Annotated in this window: 9 protein-coding genes; 5 read left to right on the top strand and 4 right to left on the bottom strand. The window is 74.4% G+C overall.

Going from position 1 to position 12,106, the window contains the following annotated elements:
- Window positions 1–234: 234 nt before the first annotated feature.
- The 3 genes from ABZ457_RS21275 (at window position 235) to hemW (ending at window position 5,818) form a co-directional block, all read left to right on the top strand.
- Window positions 235–2,124 (top strand): AMP-dependent synthetase/ligase, encoded by a 1,890-nt coding sequence (locus ABZ457_RS21275; RefSeq protein WP_359159435.1) that lies wholly within the window; start codon window positions 235–237, stop codon window positions 2,122–2,124.
- Window positions 2,125–2,328: 204 nt separating this feature from the next.
- A complete protein-coding gene (locus ABZ457_RS21280) occupies window positions 2,329–4,524 on the top strand; it encodes an ATP-binding SpoIIE family protein phosphatase (protein WP_359159437.1) in 2,196 nt (731 codons plus the stop codon).
- A gap of 61 nt (window positions 4,525–4,585) precedes the next feature.
- The gene (gene hemW / locus ABZ457_RS21285) at window positions 4,586–5,818 is read left to right on the top strand and encodes a radical SAM family heme chaperone HemW (RefSeq protein WP_359159439.1); all 1,233 of its coding nucleotides are present in this window, start codon (window positions 4,586–4,588) and stop codon (window positions 5,816–5,818) included.
- A gap of 29 nt (window positions 5,819–5,847) precedes the next feature.
- Here the strand turns inward: hemW and ABZ457_RS21290 are convergent, their stop codons facing one another.
- From ABZ457_RS21290 to ABZ457_RS21305, 4 genes are all read right to left on the bottom strand, one after another.
- On the bottom strand, window positions 5,848–6,453 hold the full coding sequence (locus ABZ457_RS21290) for a hypothetical protein (RefSeq protein WP_359159441.1): 606 nt from the start codon (window positions 6,451–6,453) through the stop codon (window positions 5,848–5,850).
- Between the two features lie 68 nt (window positions 6,454–6,521).
- Complete coding sequence (locus ABZ457_RS21295) at window positions 6,522–7,445, bottom strand: CDP-diacylglycerol diphosphatase (protein ID WP_359159443.1); 924 nt, start codon at window positions 7,443–7,445, stop codon at window positions 6,522–6,524.
- 143 nt (window positions 7,446–7,588) lie between these two features.
- The gene (locus ABZ457_RS21300) at window positions 7,589–8,404 is read right to left on the bottom strand and encodes a DUF3097 domain-containing protein (RefSeq protein WP_359159445.1); all 816 of its coding nucleotides are present in this window, start codon (window positions 8,402–8,404) and stop codon (window positions 7,589–7,591) included.
- 25 nt (window positions 8,405–8,429) lie between these two features.
- The gene (locus ABZ457_RS21305; RefSeq protein WP_359159447.1) at window positions 8,430–9,203 is read right to left on the bottom strand and encodes an MBL fold metallo-hydrolase; all 774 of its coding nucleotides are present in this window, start codon (window positions 9,201–9,203) and stop codon (window positions 8,430–8,432) included.
- Between the two features lie 265 nt (window positions 9,204–9,468).
- On the opposite strand from ABZ457_RS21305, the gene hrcA reads away from it, so the two are divergent.
- Window positions 9,469–10,485: a heat-inducible transcriptional repressor HrcA gene (gene hrcA, locus ABZ457_RS21310; RefSeq protein ID WP_359159449.1), complete on the top strand. Its 1,017-nt coding sequence runs from the start codon at window positions 9,469–9,471 to the stop codon at window positions 10,483–10,485.
- Window positions 10,486–11,622: a molecular chaperone DnaJ gene (gene dnaJ / locus ABZ457_RS21315; protein WP_359159451.1), complete on the top strand. Its 1,137-nt coding sequence runs from the start codon at window positions 10,486–10,488 to the stop codon at window positions 11,620–11,622.
- Window positions 11,623–12,106 lie beyond the last annotated feature (484 nt).

Here is a 12,106-nt window from a genome sequence, read left to right on the forward strand (position 1 = left end):
ACGGGCGCTTCTCGGCCATCCGGCCCCCCGCCGCTCTCATCAAAAGTGCGCATGGCCATGGCAAAGATTCAGTACTCCGAAGGGCGTAGCCGCGCTCCGTTCGTTATGAAGCGGCGCCCCGCAGGCACTTACGCGCCGATCGAACGGGCTCTACCCTGATCACGGCTCGATGGTTACTCGCCAGTTAAACAACCAGCCAGTCGTGCAACGCTGCCCGCAGGCCCGGAGGACGTCGTGAGCGAAACCCAGACCCAGATCGAGAACCGGCCGCCCTCGGTGGCGACCCTCTTCGCCGAGCGGGTGGCGGCGACACCCGACAGCGAGGCATACCGCTACCCGGTACCGCCCGCCTCGGGAACCGGGCCGGACGACTGGAAGTCGCTGAGCTGGGCCCAGGCCGCCGAGCGCGTGTACGGCATCGCGGCCGGACTGATCGACCTCGGGATCAACGCCGAGGACCGGGTCGCCCTCGCCTCCGCCACCCGGGTCGAGTGGATCCTCGCCGACCTCGGCGTGATGTGCGCGGGCGGCGCGACCACCACGGTCTACCCGTCCACCAACGCCGAGGAGTCGGCCTACATCCTCTCCGACTCCGAGAGCCGGGTGCTCATCGCGGAGGACGCGACCCAGCTCGCCAAGGCCCGTGAGCGCCGCGCCGAGCTGCCCGCCCTCGCGCACGTCGTCGTGATCGACGCGGACGGCGTCGAGGCCGACCCCGCCGACCCCGAGGGCTGGGTGCTGAGCCTCGCCGAGCTGGAGGCCCGCGGCGCCGCGTACCTGGAGAAGCACCCCGAGGCGGTCAAGGAGCGGGTCGCGGCCATCACCGCCGACCAGCTCGCCACCCTCATCTACACCTCCGGCACCACCGGCCGCCCCAAGGGCGTGCGCCTGCCGCACGACAACTGGTCCTACATGGCGAAGGCCATCGCCTCCACCGGCCTGGTCACCCAGGACGACGTGCAGTACCTGTGGCTGCCGCTCGCCCATGTCTTCGGCAAGGTGCTGACCTCCGGCCAGATCGAGGTCGGCCATGTCACGGCGGTCGACGGCCGGGTCGACAAGATCATCGAGAACCTGCCGGTCGTCCAGCCGACCTATATGGCCGCCGTGCCCCGCATCTTCGAGAAGGTCTACAACGGTGTCGCCGCCAAGGCCCGCGCGGGCGGTGGCGCCAAGTACAAGATCTTCCAGTGGGCCGCCGGCGTGGCCCGCGAGTACGCCAAGGTCACCCAGGACAACTTCCAGCGCACCGGCAACGCCACCGCGCCCTTCGGCCTGACCACCAAGCACAAGGTCGCCGACGCCCTCGTCTACTCCAAGCTCCGCGAGGCCTTCGGCGGCCGGCTGCGCGCCGCCGTCTCCGGCTCCGCCGCGCTCGCCCCCGAGATCGGCTTCTTCTTCGCCGGCGCGGGCATCCACATCCTGGAGGGCTACGGCCTCACCGAGTCCAGCGCCGCCTCCTTCGTCAACCCGGGCGAGGCGTACCGCACCGGCACCGTCGGCAAGCCGGTGCCCGGCTGCGAGGTGCGCATCGCGGACGACGGCGAGATCCTGCTCCGCGGCCCCGGCATCATGGAGGGCTACCACAAGCTCCCCGAGAAGACGGCCGAGGTCCTGGAGCCGGACGGCTGGTTCCACACCGGTGACATCGGCGAGCTGTCCGCCGACGGCTACCTGCGCATCACCGACCGCAAGAAGGACCTGATCAAGACCTCCGGCGGCAAGTACATCGCGCCCGCCGAGGTCGAGGGCCAGTTCAAGGCCGTCTGCCCGTTCGTCTCCAACATCCTGGTGCACGGCGCGGACCGGAACTTCTGCACCGCGCTGATCGCCCTGGACGAGGCCGCCATCCTCGGCTGGGCCGGGGAGAACGGCCTCGGCGGCAAGAGCTACGCGGAGGTCGTCGCGGCCCCGCAGACCGAGCAGCTCATCGACGGCTACGTGCAGCGGCTCAACGAGGGCCTCCAGCGCTGGCAGACCATCAAGAAGTTCCGCCTGCTGCCGCGCGACCTGGACATCGAGCACGGTGAGCTGACGCCGAGCCTCAAGCTGAAGCGCCCGGTCGTGGAGAAGGAGTACAAGCACCTGATCGACGACATGTACGCGGGGACCCGCGAGGGCTGACCGCGCCGGGACGCCCCCGGGAAGGCACGACACGCCGCACGCCCCATGACACGGGGCGTGCGGCGTCGTCGTGCACCGGCCGCGCGACCAGCCACAATACGAAAGACCTCGCCCAGTTCGGTGACTCCGCGCACATGTGCGGGATCGTTCTGTCACCCTGTCGGTGTCATAAGCGGCGCACACAGCACCGACCAGGAGCCGCAGGTGGGGTCCATTCCGTTGCAGCGAGACACCGGCAACCGCACGGCACCCACGGCACCGGGATGGTCCGATCCCGGCGCCGACGGGGTGCGCGTCAGCCTGCCCGGGAGCCTGCTGGCCCCCGGCGCCGCCCGCCGTCTGGTGCGCGCCGCCGTGGCCGACTGGGTCGACGTCGGGCTCCTCGACGCCTGCGCCTGCCGGGTCGCCGGGGCGGACGGCTGCCCCGTCGGCGTCCCCTGCCCCGAGCGCCTCGCGGACGACGCGGCGCTCGTCGCCGGCGAGCTCGTCACCAACGCGGTCGTGCACGCGGGGACCGCCGCCGAACTGAGGTGCCGCTACGCCGAGGCCCGGGACGAGGAGTGCGCGGCCCTCGTCGTGGAGGTGTCCGACCACCACCCGGACCGGCCCGTGCACAGCCACCCGCACGGCTCCGAGCAGTCCGGCACCCCGGACTACGGGCGCGGTCTGCATCTGGTGGCCGCCCTCGCCGACTGCTGGGGGATCAGCTACCGGGCCGCCGTCAAGACGGTCTGGGCCCGGGTACCGCTCGACGGGCGCGGTATCCGTCCGAGGCCCGACGCCGACCACGCCGCGCACCAGGCCCTCGCCCTCGCCGGGGACGTCGTCCCCGACACCCCGCCCGGCCGGGACGAGTGGGACTGGCTGGCGCGCGGCGGCGCGGCGTCCTTCCTCGCGGAGGCGTCCGATCTGCTGGCCGGACAGCTGGACGAGGACCTGGTCGCGGCGCTGGCCGGGCAGATGCTGGTGCCCCGGCTCGCCGACTGGTGCGCCGTGTGGCTGGACGCGGAGACGGGCCACCACGGGCCCGCGGCCGGCGGGCGGGCGGCGCCCGCGCCCCGGCTCTCGGGCGTCTGGCACCGGGACGAGGCGGCGGTCCAGCCGCTGCGGGCGGTGCTGGCGGCGCGGCCGCCCCTCGCCCCGGAACCGGGCGGGGCCGGGCCCCTGCCGTTCCCGTGGCCCACCCCGGCCCCCGACACGGCGCCCGCGCCCGCCGGGCCGGCCGGGTCCCGTGCGGACGCGGCCCACACCCCCGGCGCGGACGAGCCCGCCTCCCGGGCGTCCCGCCCGGGCGTGGCCGGCGCGGACGGGGTTCACGCGCTCGGCGGAGACGTGCCCCCCGCCCCCGGCCCGGACAGGCTCGGCGCGCCCGCCCCCGGCGTCAACGGTGCCCACGACCCCGGCGCGCCCGCCGCCCCCGCGCCCGGCGCCGCGCTCGCGTACCGGCTGGCCGTCGGGACGCGCGGGCTCGGGGTCCTCGTCGTCGGGCGGGAGGGCGGGAGCCGGCTCCCCGACGAGGTCACCGCGCTCGTCGAGGACTTCACGCGCCGGGTCGCCCTCGCGGTCAGCGCCGCCCGGGAGTACACCCGCCAGGCCACCATCAGCCGGGTCCTCCAGCGCGGTCTGCTGCCCAGCAAGGTCGGCCGCATCCCCGGTGTGGAGACCTGCCTCGTCTACGAGCCGAGCGGGGACGGCGTGGTCGGCGGCGACTTCTACGACGTGTTCCAGGCCGGGACCGGCGGGCGCTGGTGCTTCGTCCTCGGGGACGTCCAGGGCAGCGGCCCGGAGGCCGCCGTCGTCACCGGCCTCGCCCGCCCCTGGCTGCGCCTCCTCGCCCGGGAGGGCTACCAGGTCGGACAGGTCCTCGACCGGCTCAACGGGCTCCTCCTCGACGACGCCGTGGAGGCCGCCGAGGCCGCCGCGCTGTACGCCACCGGCGGCCACGGCGCGGGGCTGCCCGACGACCGGCACTCCTCCCGCTTCCTCTCCCTGCTGCACGGCGAGGTGGTGCCCGCGCCCGACGGCTCCGGTGTGCGCTGCACCCTCGCCAGCGCCGGGCACCCCCTGCCGCTGCTCCTGCGGCCGGACGGGACGGTGACGGTCGTCGGCGAACCGCAGGTGCTGCTCGGGGTCGTGGAGGACGTGGCGTACGAGAGCTCGACCTTCGACCTGCGGCCCGGCGAGACGCTGCTGTGCGTCACGGACGGAGTGACCGAGCGCCGCTCGGGGCCCCGGATGTTTGACGACGGCGACGGCCTCGCGGCGGTCCTCGCCCAGTGCGCGGGCCTGCCCGCCCAGGGCGTCGCGGACCGGATCCGCTCGGCGGTCCACGCCTTCGCGCAGACCCCGCCCGGGGACGACCTGGCCCTGCTGGTCCTCCAGGCGGCCACCCCCGAGTAGCCCCCGGGGCGGTGCCCGGCGTCCGTCCCGGCCACCGCCCCGGGTGACGGACAATGGAGCAATGCCTTCCGTACTGCCCGACGGCGAGCCCGTGCCCGACGACGGCCGGCTGCCCGCCTCCGCGCTCCACGGCGCGGGCGAGCGGCCGCTCGCCTTCTATCTGCACGTGCCCTACTGCGCGACCCGCTGCGGGTACTGCGACTTCAACACCTACACCGCCACCGAGCTGCGCGGCTCCGGCGGTGTCCTCGCCTCCCGGGACAACTACGCGGAGACCCTCGCCGACGAGGTCCGCCTCGCCCGCAAGGTGCTGGGCGACGACCCGCGGGCGGTGCGGACCGTCTTCGTCGGCGGCGGCACCCCGACTCTGCTCGCCGCGGACGACCTGGTGCGGATGCTGGACGTGGTCCGCCAGGAGTTCTCCCTCGCCGAGGACGCCGAGATCACCACCGAGGCCAACCCCGAGTCCGTCGACCCGGCCTATCTGGCCGCGCTGCGGGCGGGCGGCTTCAACCGGATCTCCTTCGGGATGCAGAGCGCTCGGCAGCACGTCCTCAAGGTCCTCGACCGCACCCACACCCCCGGCCGCCCCGAGGCCTGCGTCGCCGAGGCCCGGGCCGCGGGCTTCGAGCACGTCAACCTCGACCTGATCTACGGCACCCCCGGCGAGAGCGACGAGGACTGGCGGGCCACCCTGGACGCGGCGATCGGCGCGGGCCCCGACCATGTCTCGGCGTACGCGCTGATCGTGGAGGAGGGCACCCAGCTCGCCCGCCGCATCCGGCGCGGCGAGGTCCCGATGACCGACGACGATGTGCACGCCGACCGCTACCTCATCGCGGACGAACTCCTCGGCGCGGCGGGCTACGACTGGTACGAGGTCTCCAACTGGGCCACCACCGAGGCCGCCCGCTGCCTCCACAACGAGCTGTACTGGCGCGGCGCCGACTGGTGGGGCGCGGGCCCCGGCGCGCACAGCCATGTCGGCGGTGTGCGCTGGTGGAACGTGAAGCACCCCGGCGCGTACGCCGCCGCCCTGGCCGAGGGCCGCTCGCCGGGCGCGGGCCGCGAACTCCTCTCCGAGGAGGACCGGCGGGTGGAGCGCGTCCTGCTGGAACTGCGCCTGCGTGAGGGCGTCCCCCTGGACCTCCTGCGCGAGGCGGGCCGGGCCGCCGCCGCCCGCGCCCTCGCGGACGGCCTCCTCGACCCCGGCCCCTACGCCGAGGGCCGCGCCGCCCTCACCCTCCGCGGCCGCCTCCTCGCGGACGCGGTCGTCCGCGACCTGGTGGACTGACCGCCCTCCCTGAAAAGGGGAGCACGGGGTCAGGGGCGGAGGCCGGTCCGGGCGAGGGCGACCGCGCTGAGGTCCGCGATGACCTCCGGGTCGCCCCGGCGCCAGGCGTCGGCGAAACCGCCGGGCGGGACCGGCAGCCCGGCGAGGGCGGCCGGGGGCCCGGTCAGGGCGCGCAGGGCCAGCAGGTCGGCGCCGCCCGGGGCGTCGGCGAGACGGCGGACGATCGCGCTGCGGCGGATCCAGAGCAGACGCGGCGGGAGCCACAGCAGCAGGATCAGCAGCACCGGGACGACGATCAGCACCGCGGTCGTCACATCGGCGACCTGGGTGACGGTCTCCTGGAAGGACGCCCCGGCGTCCGCGAACCCGGCACTCGCGTCGGCGGCGGACCGCAGGGGTCTCTCCAGGACGCCGCCGACGAAGGGGACGTCCGAGGCGGCGTCCCCGGCGTTGCCGAGTTCCTCGGCGAGGCCGTCGCCGGAGTCCTCGACCTTCCGTCCCGGCTCGGCCAGCCGCAGGATCGTGTCGCGGACGAGCAGGGCCGCCCACACCGTGAGGGCGATCAGGGCCAGTGCGGTCAGGTCCACCAGCAGCTGGCGGTTCCGGCGCGCGGGGGTCTGTGCGTAGAGGCGCAACGGAGGGCTCCCGTTCGGGTCGGAAGGAGCGTGGCCCGCCGCGTCGCCGCGCCGGGCCCGGTCCGGCCTCAGACGTAGACGAGCAGGTAGTCGCAGGTGCTGGTGCCGTCGTGGAGCGAGGTGTCGCTGCTGAGGACGTAGAAGCTGCCGGCGAAGGCGCCCGCCGCCGTGGTCTTCGGGACGACGACCAGCGTCTGGTCCGCCATGTCCAGCCCGAACCGCACCACCACGTTCCGGTACAGCAGGGTGAAGAGGTTCTGGTCGAGGCTGTTGAGGCGGAGCACCCGGTAGGTGCGGTCCCCGGCGCCCGGCGGCCCGGAGACTGCGGCCTGGAACTGCGGGTCGCCCCACTGCGCGGGCGTGGGGGCCACCCGGCCGGTCGCCTCCAGTTCCTGGAGCCGCCGCTGGGCGCTCGGCCGGATACCGGCCATATGGATATGCAGCTGGTTCAGTCGGCGCGCGGCCCGCGAATTGATGCCCAGCCCGATGTTCGCGTACTGCACGGGGACACTGCCGCCGCTCCGCGCGTTCTCCCAGGCTTCGTGCCAGTAATGCGGAGCATCGCTGGTGACGATGAACGGGCATTCGATACCCGTCACCCGGCAGCTCGGCAGCAGCAGGTAATTGTGCGTCGAAACCGGCTGGCCGTGCAGAATCACGTAGTTCGGTGTGACCTTGAGGCAGTCGGGCCGCTGCTGGGGCGGCGGCGGGGCGATGCCCTGGGTGCAGTAACGGACGTCGTACCAGAGCGGGTCGTTGTCGGCGGGGCTGCCGCACAGGGCCTGCATATGCGCGGGCGGACACGGGTTCTGGCCTCCGCCGGGCGGGGGCGGGTCCGTGGGGCACGGACAGGGACAGGGTGCCGGTTTCCCGGGCCCGGCCGCCGCGGCCGCGCCGCCGGAGCCGGCCAGCAGGGCCGCGGCGCCGAACGCGCCGGAAAGCGCCACGAATTGGCGCCGGGGGACGTCCCGCTGCTTGTCGAGGTCGTTCATGCGTGAGCTCCGTCGGTCGAATGGGGGTGTTCGACTGCTGGCCACGGGCGAGAGAGAAGGGTCCCGCCCGCACGTTCTCTCGCCTGTCCGCTCACAAAGTAGAGGGTGTGAATCCCTTTTCCTAAGAGGTGAATGACGGGACGTCAGGAATGCGGCTCCTCCGGGGCCGTCACGAAGTCGATCAGCTCCTCGACGCGGCCCAGGAGTTCCGGTTCCAGATCCTTGTAGCTGCGGACGCGGGAGAGGATGTGCTGCCAGGCCGCGCCCGTGTTCTCCGGCCAGCCGAGGGCGCGGCAGACGCCCGTCTTCCAGTCCTGGCCGCGCGGGACGGCGGGCCAGGCGGGGATGCCGACGGAGGCGGGCTTCACCGCCTCCCAGACGTCGATGTAGGGGTGGCCCACCACCAGGACGTGCGGGTCCCTCACCGAGGCCGCGATCCGGGACTCCTTGGAGCCCGCGACCAGATGGTCCACCAGGACGCCCAGGCGGGCGTCCGGCCCGGGGCCGAACCCGGCGACGATCGCGGGGAGGTCGTCGACGCCCTCCAGGTACTCCACGACCACGCCCTCGATGCGCAGGTCGTCGCCCCAGACGCGTTCCACCAGCTCGGCGTCGTGGCGGCCCTCGACGTAGATACGGCCCGCGCGGGCGACCCGGGCGCGGGCGCCGGGGACCGCGACGGAGCCGGAGGCGGTCCGCGTGGGGCGGGCCGGGCCGGCGGCGGGGCGGACCAGGGTGACGGCCTTCCCCTCCAGCAGGAAGCCGCGCGGCTCCATCGGGAAGACCCGGTGCTTGCCGAACCGGTCCTCCAGGGTGACCGTGCCCGCCTCGCAGCGGATCACCGCCCCGCAGAAGCCCGTGCCCACCTCCTCCACGACCAGGCCGGGCTCCGCGGGGACCTCGGGGACGGGGGCCGAACGCTTCCAAGGCGGCGTCAGATCAGGGCTGTAGCTGCGCATTCGCCCGACAATACGGCCGGGCGCCCTACGACACGCCGAAGCGCGCGGCCAGCTCCTCGCGCTGCCGGCGCACGAACGCGGCGTCCACCACGGCCCCGTGGCCCGGTACGTACAGCGCGTCCTCGCCGCCCAGGGCGAGCAGCCGGTCGAGGGCGGCGGGCCAGCGGGAGGCGATGGCGTCGGGGCCCGCCTGCGGCTCCCCGGACTCCTCGACCAGGTCGCCGCAGAAGACGACCTCCCGCTCACCGGGCACCAGCAGCGCCAGGTCGTGGCCGCTGTGGCCGGGGCCCACATTGGCGAGCAGCACCTGCCGGCCGCCCAGGTCGAGGGTGCACTCCCCGGTGACCGTGTGCCCGGGCAGCACCAGGGCGCCGACTGCCTCGGCCGCCTCCTCGGGCGGGACGCCCTGGCGCACCGCGTCCGCGCGGAGCGCGTCCCGCTCCCGGGCCATCAGGGCGTCCGCGCCCACCGCCGCGTGCACGGCGGCCCCGGGGAAGGCCGGGGTGCCGAGGACATGATCGAAGTGGGGGTGGCTCAGTGCGATGTGCGTCACGTGCGGCACGGGCGCGGCGGGGGAGTCCGGGGCCTCGCCGAGCAGGGCCGCGACCTGGGCGCGCAGCGCCGCCCCCTCGCGGAGCGAGGAGCCCGTGTCGTAGAGCAGTGCCGCGTCCCGCCCGACGACCAGGCCGACGGTCGCGTCCCAGACCGGGAGTCTGCGCCGCCCCACCCCGTCCGCCAGCCGCTCCCAGCCCGCCGCTTCCCAGGCGATGTCCCGTGCCGCGCCGATACCCGTAGCCATGCCCCGACGCTATCCGTCCCGCGCACCGGCGGGTGCGGGGGCGGGCGGTGTGACGAGTCGCGCGCCGCCGCCCTTGCTAGGGGTGTACCCGGCAGCCGTACACTGGCCGGGGCACCGCTGGCACTCGGACGCAACGAGTGCCAGCCGACCCGGAGGCGCCCCGGAGACGGCCCGGACGGCACGCGGACGCCCCCGGGAAGCCGGGAAGCACGACGAACGAACCTCGGACCCCGAGGCCGCCACGAACCACCGCTGGAGGTGCGCGATGCTCAGCGAACGCAGGCTGGAGGTGCTGCGCGCCATCGTCCAGGACTACGTGGGCACCGAGGAGCCGGTCGGCTCCAAGGCGCTGACCGAGCGGCACCGGCTCGGTGTCTCCCCGGCCACCGTGCGCAACGACATGGCGGTGCTGGAGGAGGAGGGCTTCATCGCCCAGCCCCACACCAGCGCCGGCCGCATCCCCACGGACAAGGGCTACCGCCTCTTCGTCGACAAGCTCGCCGGGGTGAAGCCGCTGTCCGCGCCCGAGCGCCGGGCCATCCAGAACTTCCTCGACGGCGCGGTCGACCTCGACGACGTCGTCGGCCGCACGGTGCGGCTGCTCGCGCAGCTCACCCGGCAGGTCGCGGTCGTGCAGTACCCCTCGCTGACCCGGTCCACCGTCCGGCACGTGGAGCTGCTGTCCCTGGCGCCCGCCCGGCTGATGCTGGTGCTGATCACCGACACCGGCCGGGTCGAGCAGCGGATGGTCGACTGCCCGGCCCCGTTCGGCGAGAGCGCGCTCGCGGACCTGCGCGCCCGGCTCAACAGCCGTGTGGTGGGCCGCCGTTTCGCGGATGTGCCGCAGCTCGTGCAGGATCTGCCGGAGTCCTTCGAGGCGGAGGACCGCGGCACGGTCTCCACGGTGCTGGCGACGCTGCTGGAGACCCTGGTCGAGGAGACCGAGGAGCGGCTGATGATCGGCGGCACCGCCAATCTGACCCGCTTCGGACACGACTTCCCCCTGACGATCAGGCCGGTGCTGGAGGCGCTGGAGGAGCACGTGGTGCTGCTCAAGCTCCTCGGCGAGGCCCCGGAATCGGGCGTGACCGTGAGAATCGGGCATGAGAATGCCCACGAGGGACTGAACTCCACGTCCGTCGTCTCGGTCGGTTACGGTTCGGGCGGCGAAGCAGTCGCCAAACTCGGCGTGGTCGGACCGACCCGCATGGACTACCCCGGAACGATGGGAGCGGTACGCGCAGTGGCACGTTACGTCGGACAGATCCTGGCGGAGTCGTAAGTGGCCACGGACTACTACGCCGTACTCGGCGTACGCCGCGACGCATCGCAGGACGAGATCAAGAAGGCGTTCCGCCGTCTCGCCCGTGAGCTCCACCCGGACGTGAACCCGGACCCGAAGACGCAGGAGCGCTTCAAGGAGATCAACGCCGCGTACGAGGTGCTCTCGGACCCGCAGAAGAAGCAGGTCTACGACCTCGGCGGGGACCCGCTCTCCCAGGCCGGGGGCCCCGGTGCGGGCGGCTTCGGCGCGGGCGGTTTCGGGAACTTCTCCGACATCATGGACGCCTTCTTCGGCACGGCCTCGCAGCGCGGACCGCGCTCGCGCACCCGCCGGGGGCAGGACGCCATGATCCGTCTGGAGGTCGAGCTCAACGAGGCGGCCTTCGGCACCACCAAGGACATCCAGGTCGACACGGCGGTCGTCTGCAACGGCTGCTCCGGCGAGGGCGCGGCCCCCGGCACCTCGGCGCAGACCTGCGACATGTGCCGCGGGCGCGGCGAGGTCTCGCAGGTGACGCGGTCGTTCCTGGGCCAGGTCATGACCTCCCGGCCCTGCCCGCAGTGCCAGGGCTTCGGCACGGTCGTGCCGACCCCGTGCCCGGAGTGCGCGGGCGACGGGCGGGTCCGCTCCCGCCGCACGCTGACGGTGAAGATCCCGGCGGGCGTCGACAACGGCACCCGCATCCAGCTCGCGGGTGAGGGCGAGGTCGGCCCGGGCGGCGGCCCGGCCGGCGACCTGTACGTGGAGATCCACGAGCTGCCTCACCCGGTCTTCCAGCGGCGCGGCGACGACCTGCACTGCACGGTCACCATCCCGATGACGGCGGCGGCCCTGGGCACCAAGTGCCCGCTGGAGACCCTCGACGGCCTGGAGGAGGTCGACATCCGGCCGGGCACCCAGTCCGGCCAGTCGATCCCGCTGCACGGGCGCGGCATCACGCACCTGCGCGGCGGCGGCCGGGGCGACCTGATCGTGCACGTCGAGGTCATGACCCCGTCCAAGCTCGACCCGGAGCAGGAGCGCCTCCTGCGCGACCTGGCGAAGCTCCGCGGCGAGGAACGCCCGCAGGGCCAGTTCCAGCCGGGCCAGCAGGGCCTCTTCTCCCGCCTCAAGGACGCGTTCAACGGGCGCTAGCCCGTACGCCTCTCCGGGCCCGGAGAGGTACCCGTCTTGATGAGCCGCCCCCGCCGACCGGCGGGGGCGGCTCATCGCTGCGCGGCGGGCGCAGGCGCCCGCCTTCCCGCCCGCGCCGCGCGGGGCCCGGGGCCCGGACCGGGCTGTCGCCGGGACTCCCCGCCCGGCCCCGGCCGATTGCCTTCCTGGCGCAGGAGCGCCCGCCGCTCCTCGGCGGCGCGGGCCCGGGGCCGGCCGATCCGGGGTCGGCCGGCTTCCCCGCCCCCGCCACCCCTCGGCGGCGACGCGTGCGCCGGGCGGGCCGGGCACGGGCAGGCGCAGCCGCGACGGCGCGCGGACGAGCCGGCTTCCCCGCACGGAGCCGCCCCCCGCCACAAGCCGGGGCGGCTCTGCGCTGCGCGGGCGGCCCGCGCAGCTCCGCAGCGGACGAGCCCGGCGCCGGCTCGGCAGTCGGGGACGGGGTCGGCCACCCGGCTCCCGCCGA

It is taken from the genome of Streptomyces sp. NPDC005805 (assembly GCF_040630445.1).
Taxonomy (GTDB): Bacteria; Actinomycetota; Actinomycetes; order Streptomycetales; family Streptomycetaceae; genus Streptomyces.